Source organism: Aliarcobacter butzleri (assembly GCF_900187115.1).
GTDB lineage: Bacteria > Campylobacterota > Campylobacteria > Campylobacterales > Arcobacteraceae > Aliarcobacter > Aliarcobacter butzleri.
The window spans coordinates 1298347-1320858 of the sequence record NZ_LT906455.1 but is presented as its reverse complement, the minus strand read 5'-3'; the positions used below and the strand labels follow the sequence as shown (position 1 = coordinate 1320858).

General features: G+C 26.6%; 16 protein-coding genes and 1 other RNA gene. 7 read left to right on the top strand and 10 right to left on the bottom strand.

The genetic code is table 11. The annotated features are described in order from the left end of the window. The first annotated feature begins 14 nt into the window (after window positions 1-14). Entirely contained in the window at window positions 15-419 is a 405-nt protein-coding gene (locus CKV87_RS06580) for a hypothetical protein (RefSeq protein ID WP_012012983.1), read from the top strand. Between the two features lie 21 nt (window positions 420-440). On the opposite strand, the gene CKV87_RS06575 is transcribed toward CKV87_RS06580, so the two are convergent. The 4 genes from CKV87_RS06575 to mltG all read right to left on the bottom strand — a co-directional run bounded on the left by CKV87_RS06575 (window position 441) and on the right by mltG (window position 5295). Then, on the bottom strand, window positions 441-719 hold the full coding sequence (locus CKV87_RS06575) for a c-type cytochrome (RefSeq protein WP_004509562.1): 279 nt from the start codon (window positions 717-719) through the stop codon (window positions 441-443). A gap of 99 nt (window positions 720-818) precedes the next feature. Beyond that, window positions 819-1763 carry a malate dehydrogenase gene (locus tag CKV87_RS06570; protein WP_012012982.1) on the bottom strand — a complete coding sequence of 315 codons (945 nt, stop codon included), beginning with the start codon at window positions 1761-1763 and terminating at the stop codon, window positions 819-821. A 99-nt stretch (window positions 1764-1862) separates the two neighbouring features. Then, window positions 1863-4055, bottom strand: a complete 2193-nt coding sequence (locus tag CKV87_RS06565; RefSeq protein WP_012012981.1) for an NADP-dependent isocitrate dehydrogenase — start codon at window positions 4053-4055, stop codon at window positions 1863-1865. Between the two features lie 118 nt (window positions 4056-4173). Beyond that, on the bottom strand, window positions 4174-5295 hold the full coding sequence (gene mltG / locus CKV87_RS06560) for an endolytic transglycosylase MltG (protein WP_004509559.1): 1122 nt from the start codon (window positions 5293-5295) through the stop codon (window positions 4174-4176). Between mltG and CKV87_RS06555 the strand changes: the two genes are divergently transcribed. Further along, window positions 5198-8134 (top strand): YhdP family protein, encoded by a 2937-nt coding sequence (locus CKV87_RS06555; RefSeq protein WP_444546272.1) that lies wholly within the window; start codon window positions 5198-5200, stop codon window positions 8132-8134. The genes mltG and CKV87_RS06555 overlap by 98 nt on opposite strands. Window positions 8135-8149: 15 nt before the next feature. Here CKV87_RS06555 and CKV87_RS06550 read toward each other — a convergent pair whose 3' ends face one another. Together CKV87_RS06550 and secA are read right to left on the bottom strand one after the other, a co-directional pair. Continuing rightward, window positions 8150-9355 carry an ABC transporter permease gene (locus tag CKV87_RS06550; protein ID WP_012012979.1) on the bottom strand — a complete coding sequence of 402 codons (1206 nt, stop codon included), beginning with the start codon at window positions 9353-9355 and terminating at the stop codon, window positions 8150-8152. 1 nt (window position 9356) lies between these two features. After that, window positions 9357-11975 carry a preprotein translocase subunit SecA gene (gene secA / locus CKV87_RS06545; RefSeq protein ID WP_012012978.1) on the bottom strand — a complete coding sequence of 873 codons (2619 nt, stop codon included), beginning with the start codon at window positions 11973-11975 and terminating at the stop codon, window positions 9357-9359. A 56-nt stretch (window positions 11976-12031) separates the two neighbouring features. On the opposite strand from secA, the gene lolA reads away from it, so the two are divergent. From lolA to CKV87_RS06525, 4 genes are all read left to right on the top strand, one after another. Continuing rightward, window positions 12032-12562 (top strand): LolA-like outer membrane lipoprotein chaperone, encoded by a 531-nt coding sequence (gene lolA / locus CKV87_RS06540; RefSeq protein WP_004509555.1) that lies wholly within the window; start codon window positions 12032-12034, stop codon window positions 12560-12562. Between the two features lie 31 nt (window positions 12563-12593). Continuing rightward, window positions 12594-12915: RNase P RNA component class A (gene rnpB / locus CKV87_RS06535), an RNA gene on the top strand. 118 nt (window positions 12916-13033) lie between these two features. Further along, entirely contained in the window at window positions 13034-15517 is a 2484-nt protein-coding gene (locus CKV87_RS06530; protein WP_012012976.1) for a methyl-accepting chemotaxis protein, read from the top strand. Between the two features lie 62 nt (window positions 15518-15579). After that, complete coding sequence (locus tag CKV87_RS06525) at window positions 15580-15876, top strand: hypothetical protein (protein WP_004509553.1); 297 nt, start codon at window positions 15580-15582, stop codon at window positions 15874-15876. A gap of 1 nt (window position 15877) precedes the next feature. Here the strand turns inward: CKV87_RS06525 and CKV87_RS06520 are convergent, their stop codons facing one another. The 3 genes from CKV87_RS06520 to CKV87_RS06510 form a co-directional block, all read right to left on the bottom strand. Continuing rightward, window positions 15878-17164 carry a zinc-binding metallopeptidase family protein gene (locus tag CKV87_RS06520; protein WP_012012975.1) on the bottom strand — a complete coding sequence of 429 codons (1287 nt, stop codon included), beginning with the start codon at window positions 17162-17164 and terminating at the stop codon, window positions 15878-15880. A gap of 38 nt (window positions 17165-17202) precedes the next feature. Beyond that, the gene (gene ccsA, locus CKV87_RS06515) at window positions 17203-19950 is read right to left on the bottom strand and encodes a cytochrome c biogenesis protein CcsA (RefSeq protein ID WP_012012974.1); all 2748 of its coding nucleotides are present in this window, start codon (window positions 19948-19950) and stop codon (window positions 17203-17205) included. 103 nt (window positions 19951-20053) lie between these two features. Beyond that, entirely contained in the window at window positions 20054-20551 is a 498-nt protein-coding gene (locus CKV87_RS06510) for a GNAT family N-acetyltransferase (protein WP_012012973.1), read from the bottom strand. A gap of 68 nt (window positions 20552-20619) precedes the next feature. Between CKV87_RS06510 and cmoB the strand changes: the two genes are divergently transcribed. After that, window positions 20620-21534, top strand: coding sequence for a tRNA 5-methoxyuridine(34)/uridine 5-oxyacetic acid(34) synthase CmoB (gene cmoB, locus CKV87_RS06505; RefSeq protein ID WP_012012972.1), 915 nt, complete (start codon window positions 20620-20622; stop codon window positions 21532-21534). A 2-nt stretch (window positions 21535-21536) separates the two neighbouring features. On the opposite strand, the gene CKV87_RS06500 is transcribed toward cmoB, so the two are convergent. After that, window positions 21537-22505: a GGDEF domain-containing protein gene (locus tag CKV87_RS06500; RefSeq protein WP_012012971.1), complete on the bottom strand. Its 969-nt coding sequence runs from the start codon at window positions 22503-22505 to the stop codon at window positions 21537-21539. Window positions 22506-22512 lie beyond the last annotated feature (7 nt).

The following is a 22512-nucleotide window of genomic DNA, read 5'->3' as shown; positions in this document are numbered from 1 at the left end:
ATATAGGAAATAGGGTGTTTAAACTTTCAGTAAATAAAGATTTGTTTTCTAAAATATTATCAAAAAAATTGTATGTTATAGAAAAAGAGAGTTCTAATTATTGGAAAAAAGAGTTACTTGAACCAATTATTATTGAAAATAAATTAACTTATAAAATCAAACAAATCAATAAACTATTAATAACAAATGGTTTAGGAGAAGATAAACCTCAAATTGTTATAGAATGTTTAAAAATAGACTTTTCACAACAAAAAGGTATTTTTGAATTTTATCTTGGGAAAATTTTAGAACAAAAAAATATAGCTGAAATAGAAGTTGAAGATGAAAAAGATATTTTAATAAAACAACTTTTAAATGAAAAGAAAGAGTTGTTAAATATTTTAAATGATATAAAAAAGAGTAAAATTTTAGATAACTAGAGAAAATTCTCTAGTTAAAAACTATTTGATAATTAAATCAGCAAGCTCATTCATTGTCGCTTCAGACATATCTTTTACTTGACCAACCATTAAAGCTTTTTGTGCTCCACCATAAGTTCCATCTTGATAACCTTTTAATGCTGCTACAAAATCTGCTTTTGTCATATCTTTAATAATTTTAGATTTACCTAGAGCTACTTTTTCCCCATTTGCTCCATGACATACAACACATTTTGCATAAGGGTTTGCAAAAGCAAAACAGGCAGTTAAAATAGTAGTTGCAATAACAATTTTTTTCATAATATATCCTTTTGTGAAATAAGATAAGATTATTGTACTCAAATATTATTTAAAGAATATTGACTCTAATCAATAATTCTTATTTTTCTAAGTTGATAACTAATTGAAAAAATTATTTTCTAAAATATTTATTGATTCTTTAACACTATTAATAGAATTTGAAAATTGTTCTTTTTCAAAATCACTTATTTCTAATTCTATGATTTTTTCAACACCATCTTTTCCTAAAATAACAGGCACTCCAGAAACTATATCTTTATAACCATATTCTCCATTTAGTATAGTAGCACATGCAAAACATTTTTTCGTATCATTTAAAATAGCTTCTATCATTGCAATTGTAGAATAAGCAGGAGCATAATATGCAGAACCTGTTTCTAATAGTTTTACAATTTGTCCACCACCATTTTTTGTTTTAATCACAATATCATCTATATCTTCTTTAGATAAAACTTCATTTAATTTTTTTCCATCAACAGTTGAAAAATCAATTAATGGAACCATACTATCTCCATGTCCACCAATAACAGAAGTTTTTATGTTAACATTTGGAAAGCCTAGCTTTTCTGCTATAAAATAACTCATTCTAGCACTATCTAAAGTTCCAGCCATTCCAAGAATTTTATTTTTAGGATAATTTGAAGATTTTAATGCTGTATAAACCATCGAATCAAGAGGATTTGAAATTATTATAATTATTGCGTTTGGATTATTCTTTGATATATCATTCATAACAGAAGCTACAATTTTTGCATTTGTAATGAGTAAATCATCTCTACTCATGTTTGGTTTTCTTGCTATTCCTGCTGTTATAATAATAATATCACAATCTTTGAAATCTTCATTATTTAAACAAGCAGTAATTTTAGTATTACTATTTGTTTCTTGCATAGCTTGTGAAATATCAAGTGCCATAGCTTCTGAAATATTGTTTTTTATATCTTTTAATAGTATATTTGAACAGATATTATTTGTAGCTAAAATGAAAGCTAATGTTGAACCTACATTTCCAACTCCAATAATTCCTATTGTTTTATTATTCAAAATAGAGCCTTTAAAATTTGTTTAAAATAGATTATATCTTTTTGGGTATAAAAAAAGGCAAAGCCGAAACCTTGCCTTTTTATAAATTAAAAAATTTAATTATCCAATAATAGAATTTAAAGTTGCAGACGGTCTCATAGCAGCTGATGTTTTTGCATCATCTGGTAAATAGTATCCACCCATATCAACAGCTTTTCCTTGGCATTCTGTTAATTCTTTTACAATTATTTCTTCATTTTCTGTCATTGCTTTTGCAATTGGAGTAAATTCAGCTTTTAACTCAGCATCTACATTTTGAGCTGCTAATTCTTGTGCCCAATACATTGCTAAGTAGAAGTGAGAACCTCTATTATCAATGCTTCCAATTTTTCTAGCTGGAGATTTATCGTTGATTAAGAAAGTTCCAGTTGCTTTATCTAAAGTATCAGCTAAAACTTGAGCTTTTTTATTTCCTTGTGTATTTGCTAAGTGTTCTAAAGAAGCTGCAAGAGCCATAAATTCACCTAAAGAATCCCATCTTAAATAACCTTCTTCTTGGAATTGTTGAACGTGTTTAGGAGCAGATCCTCCCGCACCAGTTTCAAATAATCCTCCACCTTGCATTAATGGAACGATAGATAACATTTTTGCAGATGTTCCAAGTTCTAAAATTGGGAATAAGTCAGTATTATAATCTCTAAATACATTTCCAGTTACAGAAATTGTATCAAGACCTTTTCTCATTCTATCTAAAGAGTATTGAATAGCATCATCTGGAGCCATAATTGAGATTTCTAATCCTGTTAAATCATAATCTTTTAAGTATTTTTCAACTTTTGCGATCATTTGTGCATCATGACCTCTATTTTTATCTAACCAGAATACTGCTGGAGTTCCAGATAATTTTGCTCTATTAACTGCAAGTTTTACCCAATCTTTAATTGGTTCATCTTTAGTTTGGCACATTCTGAAAATATCACCATTATCAACATCAAAACTAAATACAGTTTCTCCTGCTTTATTTGTAACAACGATTTTTCCATCAGCTTTTGCTTGGAAAGTTTTATCATGAGAACCATACTCTTCAGCTTTTTGTGCCATTAATCCAACATTTGGAACTGAACCCATAGTTTTTGGATCAAGTGCTCCGTGTTTTTTACAATCTTCAATTACAACTTGGTATGTTGTAGCATAACATCTATCTGGAATCATCGCTAAAGTATCTTCTTCTTTATCTTCTTTATTCCACATTTTCCCACCACCTTTGATCATAGCAGGCATAGAAGCATCAATAATAACATCTGATGGTACATGTAAGTTAGTAATTCCTTTAGCAGAATTTACCATAGCAAGTCTTGGTTGTTTTGCATAAACTGCATCAATATCAGCTAAAATTTCAGCTTTTTTTGCAGCATCGATATTGTCTAATTTAGAGTATAAGTCACCTAAACCATTGTTAAAGTTAACACCCATTTCATCAAATAATTTTCCATGTTTAGCAATTAAATCTTTGAAGTAAACTTTCACAGCAAATCCAAACATAATTGGATCAGATACTTTCATCATTGTTGCTTTTAAATGTAAAGATAATAATACATCTCTTTTTTTAGCTTCATCAATTCCTTTTTGATAGAACTCTTGTAAAGCTTTTGAAGACATTTTAGTAGCATCAACAACTTCACCAGCTAATAATGGTAAAGAAGCTTTTAAAACAGTCTCTTCTCCATTTTTATTTATAAAAGAGATTTTGAAATTATCAGCTGAATCTAAAGTAGTAGAAACTTCAGTTCCATAAAAATCATTTGCATTCATATGTGCTACATCAGTTTTTGAGTCTTTTGCCCAAACACCCATTCTATGTGGATTGTTTTTAGCATAGTTTTTAACTGCACCAGGAGCTCTTCTATCAGAATTTCCTTCTCTTAATACAGGGTTAACTGCTGATCCTAAGATTTTTGCATATCTTGCATTTACTTCTTCACTTGAATCATAATCAGGAATTTTGTAACCTTTTGATTGTAATTCAGCAATCGCAGCTTTTAATTGAGGAATTGAAGCTGAAATATTTGGTAATTTAATAATATTTGCATTTGGATCTTGAGTCATTTCACCAAGTTCTGCTAGTGCATCACCAATTTTTTGCTCATCAGTTAAATTTTCTGGGAAAGCGGCAATAATTCTTCCAGCAAGAGAAATGTCTTTTTGAACCATTTCAATCCCTGAACTTTTTGTGAAAGATTGAATAATTGGTAAAAAAGAGTATGTTGCTAACGCTGGTGCTTCATCAACTTTTGTGTAAATGATTTTTGACATATTTTTTCCTAAATTTTGAATTTGTAAAAATATTAGCTAGATTTGTATTTAAGGTTATTTAATTTGAGAATATATATTAGTTTATGAAAATTTGATTGTTTCAAATTTTCACAAAATATTAATTTATATTATTGAATAAATCTTTGATTGAAGTTGGCTTTTGATTAGAAATATCTGTTTTCATAATATTTTGAGCTTCTTCATCAATTTGCGTTTCAACAGCTTTAACTTTTGTATAAGTTTTTGCAACACCAACGTTTGCTTGGATATTTACTTGATGTTCTTCAAAAGTTGAAGCAAATTTATGTAATCCAGTACGGTTATCTCTTACAAAGTATAAATAGTTACTTTTTACTGGAAATATTGCAGCTTTTATAGAATCAAGGCTAACGGCACAAATAGGATCTTTAGGTAGTCCCGCATTCAAATAAGTGTTATAAGAACTTGTATCTTCTCTTATTCTATCTGCTGTTACTACACTATTTGAGTATTTACCATAGTTTAAAGTTCCATCCATTTGAAGACGCATACCTTTTTTTAATCTATTATGAACTACACTTGCAACTATTGGCATTTCGTTTGTAGTTGCTGCTTCTTTTTGTATAACTGAAGCTAAAGTTATATAGTTGTACCACTTCTTTTTATCATAAACTCCAAATATTTTTTTTGAAAACTCTTCATATTTTCTATTTGTTTGAGAAAATAGATAAAAAATAATATAATCTTCTTTCATACCAATAGGAATAGAATAAGTATCAGCTAAAATATTTCCATCTGCTTTATAGGCATGTTCATTATAAATTTTTGTTAAAATTTCCTCTGAAAGGCTAAACTCTTGTGCTATCTTTTTTAAGAAAAAATAAGAAGTTTCACCAGGTATTAATGTAATAGTTTTTAAAGCAGCTTTTGAGCTAATTAGTTTATAAATAAAATCCATTTTTGTAAGTCTAGTTTGATCAATATCTATCCAACCACTTTGAATATAACCTGTCATTTTGATAATTATTTCATCTAAAGCATTCATTTCATAGCCACTTTTATTTAAGTGTGATATAATATTACTTGTACTGCCTTTAGGAATAAACAAAACTTTTGTGGAATTTACTGGCATTGTTAAATAAAATAAAACAACAATTAAACCAATGAGGATAAAATCAATAATGTTAAAAAACATTAAAATTGCAATATTTGTATCATTTCTTTTTATATTTTTAATGTTTTCATCTCTGTATATTGGCATCAAAATCGACTCTTTTTCTTTCTCTAATTTTTTAATCTCGCAATTTTATATAAAAATGGATAAAAAGCTCATTTTGAGTATTGAAAAAGTTGAATATAAGTCAAAAAGTAGTAAAGAAAGTAACTCTTTAGAGAATTTAAAAAATGATATACAGTTACTTCCAAAAATTTTAAAATTTTTCCAAAGCATAAAAATAGAGAGTTTAAAAATAAATGAAAATCAATTTTATATCTGGTTTAACGGGAAAGAGTTATATCTTGATAATAATTTTATAAATATTTCATCTAAAATAAATGATTCTTCAAATACAGTTTTTTTTGAGTTAAATTCATTATATTTAAAAGATTATAAAGTTTTATTTGATGGAAAAGCAAAAATAGATTATTTTTCTAAAGAATTAAATTTTTTTGGAAATTTGTATTTTGAGAATTTCCAAACAGCTTTAAATATTGATATAACATCTGAAAAAATAAAATTTTATTTAGAAAGCAAATATTTTGAAAATTTGAAATTTTTAAAAGAACATTTAGATTTACCACAAGAAGCAAATGAGTGGATGTATAATAATGTAACAGGTGATTTTAAACTTGACTGGCTTTATGGTGAATATGATTTAAAGAAAAATGAACTTGTACAAAACTCAATCGAAGGAAAAGCTCATATAAAAGATGGAAAAATAAGATTTCATAAAGATGTTGATGAGATTTTTACAAAAAGTATTGATGTAACTTATAAAGATGATAATTTACATTTTAATCTAATTGAACCAAAATTTAAAGATAAAAACATAGAAGGAAGTTTTGTAACTATTCATAATTTAACTGATGAGATAAATGGAAATGTTGAAGTAAATATAAAAACTAATAGCAAACTTGATGACAATATTTTAGGTATTTTAAAAGCTTATGAAATAAATCTTCCTGTAAAACAAAAAAGCGGAATAACAAATGCAAATTTAGTTCTAAACTTTCCTTATGCTCTTGATAAACCAATGAGCACAAAAGGCGAATTTTTAGTAGATAATTCTTTAATTTCTATTGATAATTTCTCTTTTTTTAGTAAAAAAGCAAAAGTAACTCTTGATGAAAATATAGTTTATATAAATGATGCGAGTTTTTTATACGAAGATATGATAGACGCAAATGCGAATTTAAGTATAGACACAAATACTTTAAAATCAACAGGAACTGTTGATATAAACTCTTTAATTGTAAAAGATGATGATGGTGCAGCAGTTCTTGAAATAAAAGATAAAAATAGTTTAATTGATATGGATTTTAGTTCACTGACAACAATAAATTTAAAAGATTTAGATACAAAAATAAAAGTTGATAAATCAATATTTATTGATATTGCAAACATATCAAAGATTTATCCTTATTCTAAACTTTTTCAAACTTATGCAATAAAAGATGGAAATATATCTTTAGAAATTAAAAACGAAAATGAAATAAATTTTAATGCTTTTTTAAAAAATATAAATTTGCCTATTCAAAAAGATGAAAAAGAGATAAATAGTATAGATTTAAAAGGAACTATAAAAGATAAAGATATTGAAATTTTTGCCTTGAATGATGATATAAAGTTAGTAATTAACGATAAAACAAATCTTTATTTAAAAGATTTAAAACTTTTTATTGACACAAAAATGAATGCAAATGATTTAAAAGAAAATATAAATTTGTATCTAGACAATTGTGAATTAAATTTAGACAATAAAGATTATAAAATAAAAGATGCAAATGTTGTTATAGAAAATGGAGATATAAATTTTGAAGCAACTATAAAAGATTTAGATATTCCTTTAAAAAAAGATGGAAAAACTCTTGAAGAGATACAATTAATAGGAAATTATAAAGCTGATGATTTAAAAATATATACAAAAAACCAAGATTTAATTTTATTTTTAGATAAAGATAATTTGTCTTTATATTTAGAAGAGTATGATGTTAGCTATTATACAGAAGATGAAGAAAATATTTCAAAATATAAAAAAATAGATATTATTGGTAAAAATTCTAATATTGTTATTAATGATGAGTTTGAAATAGTATCAGATAATTATGAATTAAGAGTTCGACCAGACAATAAATTTGCTTATATAAAATATGGTGATACACAGGTTGTTTTTAGAGACACAAATGGAAAATTAGAACTTTATGCAGTTGATATTAGTGCCGATTTCTTAAATAAAATTTCAAATAGAAACATTTTTTTAGGTGGAAAAGTTCACTTCTTTGCAACTGGAAATATAAATGATTTACATGGAAAAGTTGTTTTAAAAAATAGTAGTATTGCGAATTTATCTATTTTAAATAATATTTTACTATTTATTCAAACTTCACCAGCTATTATAAATCCATTTTTAGCGATTCCATCTGTTGTTGGATTGGCGACAAACCCTGGATTTAATTTATTAACTTATAAAATTTCTGATGGTGATTTAGAGTTTAACTATAGTAAAGATAAAGGATTAATAAATATTGTAAAACTTAATACTGTTGGAAATGGTATTGATTTTGAAGGAAAAGGAGATATTGATTTGACAAATTCTAATATAAATTTCAATATGAACCTTATATTTTTCAAAGATTATGCAAATATAGTTGGAGCAATTCCTGTACTAAACTATATAATATTAGGTGATGAAAATAGAGTAGAAACAAAAATAAATATCAATGGGAGTTTAGATAATCCTACAATAGCTACAAACCTTACAACAGATACATTTAATATCCCATCAAATATTGCAAAAAGAGTTATTAATTCTCCAGTGAGATTTTTTGATAATATAAATAATTTAGAAAAAGAAGATAGTAAAAGTATAATAATGAAATAAGTCTAAATGCTAGACTTATTCATTTCTTAAAACATCAATAACGTCAATTTTAGTAGCTCTTGATGCTGGATAATAAGATGATAAAAGCACAATTATTACTGCACCTATAACAATAGAAATAAAATCACTCATTGCTAAATCAAGAGGTAATTTTGCACTTCCATAAACATCAGCTGGCAATGACACAATATCAAATGTATCTAAAAACCAATAACCAATAAATCCTAGTACAATTCCTGTAATAATTCCACCAAAACCAATAACAGTTCCAACTCTTAGAAATATAGATTTTATCTCTTTTGCAGAAGCTCCCATTGATAAAAGTAGGGCAATTTCTTTTCTTCTACTCATTACAGTCATAAGTAAAGAGGAAATTATATTTAAAGATGCAACTAAAATAATTAGCATTAAAACAATAAATAAAGCTGTTTTCTCCATCTTCATTGCTGCAAAGAAATTACCATTTTGTTGCCACCAACCAATAATTGAAGCATTTGTTCCTTGTAAACTAACTTTTAGTTTTTCTATATCTTCAAGTGCATTATCTGAATGAATATGAATACCATCATAAATATTTGAATCTTTTTGAAGTAGAGTTTGTAACGCTTCTAAAGAAGTGTACATATAAGCTTTATCATAAGCATTTAAACCCGAAGTAAATGAAGTAACATAATCAAATCTTTTCATTTTTGGCATCAATGAAAAACCAGCTGGATTTAGTTCTGTAAAATATAAAGTTACTTTAGAACCACTATTTAAATATAGCTTATCTTTTATTCCAGAACCTGTTATTACATCATATTTTCCAAGAAGTAAATCACCAACAGCTTCTTTATAAATAGGATTGATATTTGCTTCTTTTTGGCTATCTACACCAAAAATTATACCACCACTCATATTATCGCCATTCTGAACTATTGCTTGTGTAGAAACAAATGGTGAAAACTTTAGATTTGGATACTCTTTTTGAAGTTTTTCTAATAAATTTTGATTTACTGAATCTGCAAATTTTGGGTAAATTGTTAAAGGATAATTCATAGTAAAGAGTTTTCTTTCAAACTCTTTTGCTGTTCCATTCATAATAGACATTGCTAAAATTAAAACCATAACACCAATAGAAACACCAACAAATGCTAATATAGCACTAATTGAGATAAAAGGATTTTTTTTATCAAATCTTAGGTATTTCTTTACAATAAAATTTACTAATTTTTTATTCAAATTATTTTCCTGCAGCTAAACCAATTTTTGGTCCACTTTTTCCACAACATTGTTTATATTTTAAGCCACTTCCGCAAGGACAAGGTTCATTTCTAGCTATTTTTTTATCACTATTTTTTACAGCTTCTTGAGCAATATTTGTAGTTATATGTTCTGTACTTTTTTCCATTTGCTCTTTCATTTTAGCTAGTGCTTCTTGCTCTTTTTGTTTATCTTCTTGACTTTGTAATTGAATTGTAAATAAAATTTTTATGATTTCATTTTTTATATTTCCAATTAGTTCAATAAACATATTATAAGACTCTTTTTTATACTCAACCAATGGATCTTTTTGGTTATATCCTCTTAATCCAATACCTGTTTTTAATGTATCCATCGCATATAAGTGCTCTCTCCATGCACTATCAAGTATTTGTAAATATAAAATTCTTTCAATTTCACTTTTTTGCTCAAGGCTTGTTACAGACATTTTTTTATCATAAACATCTTTTAATATAGAAATTAAATGTTCTTCTAATTCCTCATAAGACTCTTTTTTTATATCTTCTACATTAATTTTAAAATGTAAATCTTCTAAAAATCTATTTACAATAAATTCATAGTTAAAATCGTCTTCAGCCATTCCTGAAGTTATATTTGCTTCAGTTAAAAGATTTTGAACATATTCAATTCTATTTTCATCAATTTTTGAAGTTATATCATAATCAGGTTTTAGTAAGTCATTTCTAAAGCTATAGATAACTTTTCTTTGTTGATTTGCTACATCATCATATTCAAGTAGATGTTTTCTACTTTCAAAGTGCATAGATTCTACTTTCTTTTGAGCATTTTCAACTGCACGTGTAACCATTCTTGATTCAATATGCTCACCTTCTTCAATTCCAAGTCTTTCCATAATGCCTTTTATTCTATCACTACCAAAAATTCTTAAAAGATTATCTTCTAATGATAGATAAAATTGAGATTCACCAACATCCCCTTGTCTTCCAGATCTTCCTCTTAATTGGTTATCAATTCTTCTAGACTCATGTCTTTCTGTTCCAATGATTGCTAAACCACCTAAATCTAAGATTTCTTTAGTAAGTTTTATATCAACTCCACGCCCTGCCATATTTGTTGCAATTGTAACTGCACCTTTTTGTCCCGCATCAGCGATGATTTTTCCTTCTTTTTCATGTTGTTTTGCATTTAAAACTGTGTGAGGAATTTTTTTATCAACTAAAATTTTATGTAATTTTTCAGATTTTTCAATAGAAGCAGTTCCTACAAGTACAGGTTGTCCTTTCTCATGTAGTTCTTTGATTTTATTACAAACAGCTTCAAATTTCTCTTTTTCACTTTTATAAATTAAATCATTTTTATCAATTCTTTTTACAGGAATATTTGTAGGAATAGATACAACATCTAAATTATAAATTTGAGCAAATTCAGTAGCTTCTGTTTGAGCAGTTCCTGTCATACCAGCAAGTTTTTTGTACATTCTAAAATAGTTTTGGAAAGTAATATCTGCTAAAGTTTGTGATTCATCTTGAATTGTAACACCTTCTTTTGCTTCTAAAGCTTGGTGAAGTCCTTCACTAAATCTTCTTCCTTCACTTAATCTTCCTGTAAACTCATCAACTATTATGATTTGATTATCTTTTACAACATAATCAACATCTTTTTTGAAAATATAGTTTGCTTTTAAAGCTTGGTCTAAAGAGTGAGAAAGCATAGCATTTTCAATAGAATAAAGATTATCAACTCCAAAAAGTTTTTCTACAGCTTCATGTCCTTGTTCTGTTAATGTTACAGCTCTATTTTTTTCATCAACGATAAAATCACCTGTTGTTATTGGTTTTTCAGCTGCGCTTTTAGGTTCTATTAATTCACCTTTTTCTAATTTTAAAGCAATTTCATTTGCTTTTAAATAATTCGAATTTTTATGATTTGTTGGTCCACTAATTATTAAAGGAGTTCTTGCTTCATCGATTAGAATAGAGTCGACTTCATCAACTATTACGTAGTTATGTCCTCTTTGAACTTTATCTTTGATATCAAAACACATATTATCTCTTAAATAATCAAATCCAAATTCGTTATTTGTACCATAAGTTATATCACAAGCATATTGTTCTCTTCTTTGCTCATCATCTTTTAATCCACCAACAACAGCACCAACACTAAAACCTAGAAATTCATATAAAGGTCTTAATTCATTTGCATCCCTGCTAGCAAGATAATCATTTACTGTAACAACATGAACTCCTTTTCCTTCTAATGCATTTAAAGAAACAGCAAGTGACCCAACTAAAGTTTTTCCTTCACCAGTTTTCATCTCAGCGATTCTTCCTTCGTGTAAAACCATACCACCAATAAGTTGTACATCATAAGGACGCATATTTAAAACTCTACGACTAGCTTCTCTTGTAATTGCAAATGATTGAAATAAAACATTATCTAGTGTTTTTTCACCTTTTTGTACAAGTTCTTTTAGCTTTTGAAACTCATTTTTTAGTTCATCATCACTTAAATCTGTGTATTTACTTTCTAAAGCTGTTATGGCATCAGCTTTTTTTCTATATTTTTTTACTTCTTTGTCATTTCTTGTACCAAAAATTTTTGAAAAAACATTTAACATAAAATTAGTTCCTTTTCGTTATAATCGCAAGATTATATAAAAAAAAAGGTTAAAAAATGTTTTATAAAATCTTTATTGGATTGATATTCTTAGCTATTTCTTCAATTGCTTCGACAGATATTAGAAATTTAGACTCTTTTGAAGCTAAGTTTACTCAAATTATTACTTCAAACTCAAAAAATGTTATTGAGTATAAAGGTGAAGTATTTATAAAAAAGAGTGGCAAAATTTTGTGGAAGTATAAAACTCCAGTTACAAAAAATGTTTATATTGATGGTAATTTTGCAGTAGTTGATGAACCAGAACTTGAACAAGCTATTCTTACTCAGCTTGAGAGTGAAATAGATATTATTAAACTTTTAAATAGTTCTAAAAAAGTTGATAATAATACTTTTTTTACAGATATAGATGATGTAAAATATACAATAAAAACTTCAAAAGATGATAAAATCCAAGAGATAAAATATGTAGATAAACTTGAAAATAGTGTAGTAATTAAGTTTTATGACGTAGTTCAAAATGGACAAATAGGTGATGATATTTTTAAATTTGATATTCCAAGTTATTATGACGTTATAAGAAAATAGATTTTAAGGAATTCAAGCTATAATTCCAACTTAGGTAAACCAGACAATAGCTTGAAATTTCAAGAGGAAAGTCCGGGCTGCAGTGAAGTGTGGTTCCATTTAAATAATGGCTAGAGTAATCTAAGGGATAGTGCAACAGAGAGTAGACAGCCAATTTTTTTGGTGATGGTGAAACGGTAAGGTAAGAGCTTACCAGCAAATTGAGTAATCTTTTTGGCTTTGTAAACCCAACTTGCAGCAAGAAGACTAGGTAATTACTTCACATTTTTGGTCTTCGCAGGAGTACTAAAGTAATTTAGTACCTAGATAAATTATTGTCTTTGACAGAACGCGGCTTACGGTTTACCTAACTTACTTACAAAAAATCATAAAGCTTTTCATTTTAAAAAATTATTTTTAGAAAATATATTTTCACTTTAAATAAAAAATAGATATAATATCCCTAAATTCAACGAAAGGGAGTGAAGCATAATGGGTAATTTATCAATAAGAATAAAGTTATTAGCTATTGTAATAGTTACTATTGTTCTTGTATCTATAATTATTGCAACAAAATCTATTTACGAAGTAAATAATTTGACTAATCAAACTATTGAAGAGTATAAAGAAAGAGCATTTAAAACTAATATTGAAGAGATGAAAAACTATACTACATTTGCAGTAAATATAGCAAAAGATGCTTATGAAGAATCAAAAATTGAAAATGTTAAAGCAAGAAAAGCTACATATTTGAAATCACAAACTGATTTTTTATTTGCGATGATTACAAAAATTTATGAAGATCAAAAAAACAAAGTACCAGAAGCAGAATTAAAAAAAGTACTTTTAGATGCAATTGGTTCAGTTAGATATGGTCAAGATAATGATTACTTTTTTGTTTATGATAAAAATTCTACAATTTTAAAATTACCTTTAACTCCAGAAAAAGAGGGAACTAAAAACACTGGTTCTCATGTTTTACAGTTTATAAAAACTGCTTTTGAAAAAGGAGAAGGAGTTGTTCCTTATACTCAAGTTATTTCAGGAAAACCTCCAAGAGAAAAATTATCAAATGTAAGACTATTTGAACCTTATGAGTGGATTATAGGGACAGGTGTTTATATAGATAATGAAGAAAAAGAATTAAAAGCTAAAGCTTTGGCAGAAATTTCAAAAATTAGATTTGGACAAGATGGATATTTCTTTGTATATGACTATGATGGTACAAATATAATGCATCCAGTTAATCCTGCTTTGGTTGGAAAAAATTTAATGGAGAATAAAAGTAAAAAAGGTGTTTATTATATAAAAGATCTAATTGAAGCTGCTAAAAAGGGTGGAGGAACTGTTCTTTTTGATTTCCCAAAATCTAAAGATGATCCTAAATTATATGACAAAATTGGTTATGCTGATGGTTTACAAGAATGGAAATGGATGATTGGAACAGGAGTATATATCGATAATGTTGAAAAAAATATTGAAATAATGAGACAAAATTCTTATCAAAAAATATCTTCAATTATTTTAGGAATAGTTATTATTGCTGTGATTGTTTCTATTGTCTTGATTGCATTTATCTCATTTTTTATAACAAAAGAGATAATTCTTCCATTAGAAAAATTTAAAGAAGGGCTTTTATCATTTTTTAAATACTTAAATAAAGAAGTTAAAAATGTTGAAAAAATAGAAGTCAAAAATAATGATGAAATTGGAATAATGGGTAAATTTGTTAATGAAAATATTGAAAAAACAAATAAACTTTTAAAACAAGATGAAGCTTTAATTAATAATGTAAAAGAGGTAGTTTTAGAAATAAATAAAGGAAACTTAAATAATAGGATTGAAGCTAAAACAGAAAATGAGAGTTTAGAAGAACTAAAAAATATTTTAAATGAGATGTTGGTTCTAATTTCAAGTAAAGTAAATAATAATTTAGTTGCAATTGATGAAGTATTACAAACATACAAAAAAATGGACTTTAGACCTAGAATAGAAAATCCTCAAGGTGAAGTTGCAAAAGAGATAAACTCTTTAGCAGATACAATAAATCATTTACTTGTAGAAAATAAAAAGAATGGTTTAACATTAGAAGATAGCTCTCATATTTTATTAGAAAATGTAAATAAATTAAATATTTCATCAAATGAAGCTGCTGCAAGTTTGGAAGAAACAGCTGCTGCTATTGAAGAGATTACAAGTAATATTAGAAATACGACTCAAAATATTTCTAAAATGGCTACTTTATCAAATCAAGTTACAAAATCAGTAAATCAAGGTGAAAGTCTAGCAAATAAGACTACGAATGCAATGGATGAAATAAACAATCAAGTTAATTTAATAAATGATGCTATTTCAGTTATTGATAATATTGCATTCCAAACAAATATTCTTTCACTTAATGCAGCTGTTGAAGCAGCAACTGCTGGAGAAGCTGGAAAAGGATTTGCCGTTGTTGCACAAGAGGTGCGAAATCTAGCTTCAAGAAGTGCAGAAGCAGCACGTGAAATAAAATCTATAGTAGAAAATGCAACAATAAAAGCAAATGAAGGTAAAGATATCTCTAAAAATATGATTGAAGGTTATGTTGGATTAACAAAAGATATTCAACAAACTATTACTTTAATTCAAGATATTGAAATGTCTAGTAAAGAACAATTAGTTGGAATAGAGCAGATAAATGATGCTGTAAATCAATTAGACAGACAAACACAACAAAATGCAATGGTTTCTTCTCAAACTCATGATGTTGCTATTGTTACAGATGAGATTGCAAAAATGGTTGTAAGTGATGCAAATGAAAAAGAATTTATAGGAAAAGATGAAGTATCAGCTAGAGATATGAATAAAACTTTATCACAAAAAAAAGATAATAGTGTAAATATCGTTGAGTCAAAAAAAGTATCAAAAAAACAAAAAGAAACAGTTGTTACTTCAAATAAAGCAACTAACAATGATGGTGAATGGGAGAGTTTCTAATATAATATAACTTAGCTAAATTAATAGTATTATTTAGCTAAGTAAAATATAAAGGATATATTTTGATTATAGAGATAAAAGATGAGTTTTTTACTAGACTAGTTAACTTTATGGAAAATGAAAATTTAGCACTTTATAATGAACTTAAAGAGATTAAACCTTTAGATGTAAATAGTTTAGAAAGAGCTAGAAAGATAAGAACACAAAGAGTTAAAGATTTAATAAAAAAAGCTATTCAAGAGCTTGAAATTCAAAATATATCTCCTACAAAATACCAAGTCCACAAAAAAACAAAAATAGCTTATATAACTATAAATAAGTATTTTGATGAAATTTTAGAAGAACTTAAAAAAAGATAACTTAAAAGCTATAAGCTATCTTTTTTACAATTTTATACACATTTCCAATAGAGTTTATCGAAGTTTGTTCTTTTTTTGAATGAGGAAAATTTATAGTTGGACCTATTGAAGCTACTTTTATATTTGGATATTTATCTTTAAAAATTGCACACTCAAGTCCAGCATGAATAGCTTCAAGTGAAGCTTTAGGATTAAACTCTTTATATATTTCTAAAACTTTAGATGTAAATTCATTGATATCTGGTTTCCAAGCTGGATATTTTCCATTTGTTTCAACTGTAAAATTATAATCTTCTAACATTTTTATAGTTTCATTTTTTAGTTTATGTAAATCTTCATTATCCATTGATCTAGCACTTAATTCAATTTTTATATCATCAATATTTGTTTTGATAATTGCAAGATTTATTGAACTTTGAACCACATTTAATTCTTTATTCATGGCTCTTACACCATTTTGGAAATCATAAATAAAATCTACAATTTTGTCATCATAAATATTTAAGTGTTCAGATTTTGTATCTATTTTATTTATTATCATATTTTCGTGACTTGAAATAGGCTCAATTGAACTTGCAATTATTGCTTTTGCATTTGCTGGAATTGAGTTGATTCTTTCACCTGCATTTATATCTAAAAGTTTTCCATTACACTCTTTGATTGTTTGAGCTATTAATTTTATAGCATTTGGAATATTTTTATCTATATCAACACCACTATGTCCACCTTGTAGTTTTGAAATAGTTATTTCATAAAGGTCTAAATTATCATCATTTGGAATAATTTTTTTATTTTCATTTTTACCAAAAATATCAACTCCACCTGCACAACCTATACAAATCTCACCTTCTTCTTCGCTATCAAGATTTAACATATAAGAAGCATTTAGAGCTAAATTTAGATTATTTGCTCCAATAAGTCCTATTTCTTCATCACTTGTAAATAAGAATTCGCCATCAAAATTTTCATACATTAAAGCTATCATATATGAACAACCAATTCCATTATCACTTCCTAGTGTTGAATCAAATGCTGTCAAAATATCACCATTTTGAATAATTTTTGGAATACAATTATCAGTTAAACAAACGATATCATAGTGCGATTGGAAAGCTAATTTCGCTTTACTATTCTCTTTTTTACATAAAATATTGTTGTTTTCATCAACTAAACATAAATAGTTTAATTCTTTTGACAAATTTTGCATATAAGAAATGAATGGATTATGAGTTCCTGAACATCTAGGAATTGCTGTTATTTCTTTAAAAATATCTAAAATAGTTTTCATTTTTTGTCCTAATAAAAAAAGGCTAGAAAATCTAGCCTTTAGTTTGAGATAGAGTCTTTTAAATCTCTATTTTTTATTGCAAGAATAATAGTAATTACAACTAAAGCAAAAGTCATATAAGCCCAAGTTGGAATTGGAACAGGATCTCCTGTAGCATAAGAGTGCATTCCTGATAAATAGAAATTTACTCCTAAATATGTCATTAATATTGAACTAAATGCTAATAGTGAAGCTGTTGCTAAAACAAATGGTGTATTTAAAGATTTTATAAATCTTAAATGTAATACTAAAGCATAAACAACTATTGATACATAAGCCCAAGTCTCTTTTGGATCCCATCCCCAATATCTTCCCCAAGACTCATTTGCCCAAACTCCTCCAAGGAAATTTCCAACTGTGATAGCTGCAAGACCAATAATTAATGAAATTTCATTAATTGCTGAAACATGTTTAATTATATCATTAAGGTGTGGTTTTTTATCTCTAAAAATGAACATTATTAAAGTTAAAAACCCTAAAATTGCACTAAGTCCAAAGAATCCATAAGATGCAGTCAAAATAGAAACGTGAATAGTTAACCAATAAGATTTTAATACTGGAACTAAAGTTGTAATTTGAGGATCAACATCTGTTAAATGGGCAGTAAACATAAATATTCCTGCGATTATAACACCTGCACTTAAAGCTAAAAGAGATTTTCTAAAGAAAATAACGCTTGCAAAAACTGCTGACCAAGATATATAAACTAAAGTTTCATAGATATTTGACCAAGGTGCATGTCCTGAAAGTACCCATCTATAACCCATACCAAAAGTGTGTAAAGCAAAAAGTGTAGCTAGAATAATAAAAAATATTGTAGTTGTCTTTTTAGGTTTAAATTCTGGTTTAAAGATTATAATAAATGCAACAACCAACATAACTAACCCTAAAATCATATAAGCAATAGTTAATTTGAAGAAAATATCAATTTTATTGAACATAATCTCTGCATCAATTTTTGATTTTGATGGTTTTACATCGCTACCAATTTTGTCTTGATATAAAGCTATCATATCTATAAAATTATTTGCATCTTCCCATTTATTCTCAATAATAGAGTTGATTAATCCTCTTGTAATAGAATCTATTGCAAATTGGTTTTCCCCTTCAAAAGTCTCTATTGCTTCAAGAGGAGAGTACCATTTATAGTTATCATCATTAAGGTTATTTAAATCTTTTACTTTAGGGTAAATGTTAAATAATGTTCCATTAAATACAGAATAAATAATATTTAATTTTTCATCTGTTTTGATAACATCTTTTTCATAAGTTCCTCTTTCAATAGGTTTTGTAAGAAGAGCTTTTTCAGCTTCTTGTGCTAATAAATATGTTCCATCGCTTCCAAATGCTTCAGAAAAAGAGATATAGTTTTCATGTGTATCAATATTTAAAAATTTTTTTAATTTTGGAGTTTGTATCTTGATTATTTTTACATCTTTCCAAACATTTGGATTTGATAACATACCAATGATTAGTTGGTTTGCATCCATTCCTAAAAATGAAGCTTTTCCACTTAATTTTTGAATAATTTCTCTATTAAGTGTACCTAGTGGTTTCATTCTTCCACCATTACTTTGAACGGCTAATTCTCCAAATTTATCAGCAGTTACAGCTGAAGAATCTTTTAAATTATTTAAGTAATCAACTGTTTGTTGTAGATTTTCATCTTCGATATTTTGATTTGCTTGTAAAGATGGAGAGAAGAAACAGGCAGCAGTTAAAAGAAAAATAGCTAAATTTTTACCACTTACATATTTTGTAAGTTTTCTAAATCTTGATTTTTCATCAAAGAAATTTAAAAGTAATCCTAAAGTTAATAAAAAATATCCTAAATAAGTTGGCCATTTTCCTGGGTCATTATTTACAGATAGTACAGTTCCTGTCTCATCAGGAAAATATGAACTTTGGAAAAATAAGAAATTTCCTTCATTTAGAGTTCTATTCATAAATATTCTATAATCATACGATTTTCCATCTTGTTCTATAACTGTAACTTCAGAAGCGTAAGATGATGGAGACATACTTCCTGGATATCTTTCAAGTTGAAAATCATTTAATTTAATAGCAAAAGGTAGTTCAACATATTTTGAACCATATACTAAATTTACTGATATATCACCAAAATCTAAATCTCTTTCAACTCCTTGTTGTCCTCTTTGACCAGGTAATCTAACAGCTTGAGTTTGACCGTTGTAAATAGCTTCAACACTTAACAATCCCATAGAAGCTTGTTCTTTTTTTGCAAATACATAATCTTTATAGTTGATTTTTATAGATTTGTCCCCAAAATGAATATCATGAGAGAAATTATTGAAAATTGGAAGTAAAGATGTAAACTCTTTTTGATACTCTTGATAATATGTTTTATCACCATCTTTTATTGTAATTTGTAAATAAGGTTCTAGTGATAGCATTTTATTTTCTGTTTGACCTTCAGGAATTTGCATAATACCTTCATATCCAATATATCTTGTAATTCCTGCACCAATTAAAATCACAACAAATGCAAAGTGAAATATAAATCTAGGTTTATTTCTCCACATTTTATATTTAAAAATTATTCCAATTAAATTTATAGTAGTTAAGACTAAAATAGTTTCGTACCAAATATTGTTATAAACCAAAACTCTAGCAGATGATGTACCAAAATCATTTTCAATAAATGTGGCAACTCCTGCTCCAATAGCTAAAAAGCTAAGTAAAATAAGCGTAGTCTTAAATGAAAATAAGACGTTAGATAGTTTCAAAGAATATCCTTTAAAAAATTTTTTCAAATTGTATTAAAAAGAGGTTAACTCATCGTTAATAAAGGCAGTATTCTATCATATATTTTTTAAAAAATATGAAGTTTTAGAGTTCTAAAATATACAGATTTCTAGGAAAATTATGTCTAGTAAACTCTTTTATAAATTTCATTTTTAAATTTTGTAAAGATTTATTGCTAGAAATGTTTTCTGGATGAGCAGTTGCTAAAATATATTTTATTTTTTTTGTTTTTGCAATTTCTAATAATTTTTTATTTAAGTTAAGCATATAACCTTTTGAACGAGAAGTTGGTAATGTCATACAAGCTCCGATTTCTGCTACATCTTTTGGATTTATGTTAAGTAACTTTAATTCATCTAAAAAATCTTCAATTTCAAAAAATAGTCCTGAAATTGCAACTAACTTTTCATTTTCTATTACTCCATAAAAAATAGCTTTATCTTCAGTCTCTAAAAAGCTATTTATTTCATTTTCTGTAAAAAATCCTATAAAAAAACTTGGATTTGATAAATATTCTTTTGTTGTATTGTTTATATGTATAAAATCATTTTTATATTTTTTATCTAATTTTAGGATTTTCATTTTAATTTTCCTTTTTAAATATGGTAATTTAAGATGGAATTTTAGCTTAAATATCTATAATACTGCCCATGAATTTAGAAATATTACAAAAGAAAAAAGAAGAGTGTCGAACTTGGAAAAATGTTGAACCTTGGTTTTTACAACTAAAAGAAGCTTGTAAAATAGAAAAATCAAATCTAAAAATAGATTATGGAGATTGGTTTAGTATAGGAAATAGGGCTGATTTGGGTGATGAAGAGTATGAAATAATAGTTCAAACAGCTAAAAAACTTATTCCTTGGAGAAAAGGTCCTTTTAAAATTTTTGATTTAGAAATTGATAGTGAATGGCAAAGTAATATCAAATATAATTTAATTCGTCCATATTTTAATCTAAAAGATAAAGTAGTTGCTGATATTGGTTGCAACAATGGTTATTATATGTTTAGAATGTTAGAAGATTGTCCTAAAAGATTGATAGGTTTCGATCCATCACCATTAACTTTACATCAATTTGAGTTTGTAAATCATTTTGTAAAATCAGATATTGTTTATGAAATGCTTGGAGTTGAACATTTAGAATTTTATAATCACAAATTTGATTTTATTTTTATGCTTGGAGTTTTATATCATAGACCTGATCCTGTTGGAACTTTAAAATCATTAGCACGTGGATTAAATAGTAAAGGTGAAATTTTAATTGACACTTTTATGATTGATGGAGAAGAAGAGATTTGTTTAACTCCAAATAAAAGATATTCTAAAATTCCAAATATCTATTTTATTCCAACAATTCCTGCACTTAAAAATTGGTTGGAAAGAGCAGGGTTTGAGAATATAGAAGTATTAGCAACAACTATTACAACTTCACAAGAACAAAGAAAAACTCCTTGGTCTTTTGATGAGAGTTTAGAAGACTTTTTAGACCCAAATGATAGTAGTAAAACAGTAGAAGGTTATCCAGCTCCTAAAAGAGTTTATGTAAAAGCTAGAAAGATAATGTAGGTTTAAAATAACTCTATGTTATCTTCAGATTTTAAATCGCTAAATTTAAAAAATTGACCTCGTCCTTTATTTCTTGCTTCGTAAAGCGCTGTATCTGCATTTTTTATAGAGTCATCTAATGAAATATTATAATTTGGTAGATATCTTTCTAAACCAATACAAATAGTTTTTTTCAAAGTTTGACCACTTCTTTTATCTACTAAAATATCAATTTCAGAAAAATCAGAAATAATCTTTTTTGCAATATTACAAGCTTGTATTTCATTACAATCATTTAATGAAACTAAAAACATATCAGCATTTAATCTTCCTACCATATCAAATTCACTGATATTTGAGTGAATTACTCGTGCTAATTCAATTAAAACTTTATCACCTATTTCATAATTAAATTCATCAATAATAGCTTTAAATCTATCTATTCCTATCATTAATAAATACATTTCATTTTGTTCACTTTCTAAAAGTCTAATTCTTTCAGATAACATTTTTATTAAATAGTCTCTTGTATAAACATTTGTAACAGAGTCTAAAGATAATGAGTCTATAAAGTTTTTCTTTAGAATACTATTTTGAATAATTGGTGAAACTTGAGAAAAAGCAGCTTCAATTGTTTGATATTTTTCTTCTAAAAATTTTGAATGTTCTTGTGAAGTTGCACAAAATGATACTGTTGCATTTAAGTTTGTATGAGTATTTACTATAAAAAAATGAGATAAATCATCATCTAAATAGAACTCTTTTCCTTTAATAAGAATATCTTCTTTTATACTTTTATTTATATCAAAAAGTGAAAAAATGAGATTATTTACATCAAAATCTTTATTTAACCAAATAAAAATATCTTCTGCTACTTGTTTAATATTAGTTGCATATTGTAACTGTTCATAAAAATTGAAAATACTTTCTAATGATTTGAAAGCATTTTCATCTGTAGCTGATTGTTTTATTAATTCTAAAATACTGCTCATTATTTAC

Excerpts from the sequence above, each read along its gene's own strand:
- CKV87_RS06575 (WP_004509562.1), bottom strand. The coding sequence starts at position 719 with ATGAAAAAAATTGTTATTGCAACTACTATTTTAACTGCCTGTTTTGCT.
- CKV87_RS06565 (WP_012012981.1), bottom strand. The coding sequence starts at position 4,055 with ATGTCAAAAATCATTTACACAAAAGTTGATGAAGCACCAGCGTTAGCA.
- CKV87_RS06555 (WP_444546272.1), top strand. The coding sequence starts at position 5,198 with ATGAGGATAAAATCAATAATGTTAAAAAACATTAAAATTGCAATATTT.
- mltG (WP_004509559.1), bottom strand. The coding sequence starts at position 5,295 with ATGCCAATATACAGAGATGAAAACATTAAAAATATAAAAAGAAATGAT.
- secA (WP_012012978.1), bottom strand. The coding sequence starts at position 11,975 with ATGTTAAATGTTTTTTCAAAAATTTTTGGTACAAGAAATGACAAAGAA.
- lolA (WP_004509555.1), top strand. The coding sequence starts at position 12,032 with ATGTTTTATAAAATCTTTATTGGATTGATATTCTTAGCTATTTCTTCA.
- CKV87_RS06530 (WP_012012976.1), top strand. The coding sequence starts at position 13,034 with ATGGGTAATTTATCAATAAGAATAAAGTTATTAGCTATTGTAATAGTT.
- CKV87_RS06520 (WP_012012975.1), bottom strand. The coding sequence starts at position 17,164 with ATGAAAACTATTTTAGATATTTTTAAAGAAATAACAGCAATTCCTAGA.
- CKV87_RS06510 (WP_012012973.1), bottom strand. The coding sequence starts at position 20,551 with ATGAAAATCCTAAAATTAGATAAAAAATATAAAAATGATTTTATACAT.
- cmoB (WP_012012972.1), top strand. The coding sequence starts at position 20,620 with ATGAATTTAGAAATATTACAAAAGAAAAAAGAAGAGTGTCGAACTTGG.
- CKV87_RS06500 (WP_012012971.1), bottom strand. The coding sequence starts at position 22,505 with ATGAGCAGTATTTTAGAATTAATAAAACAATCAGCTACAGATGAAAAT.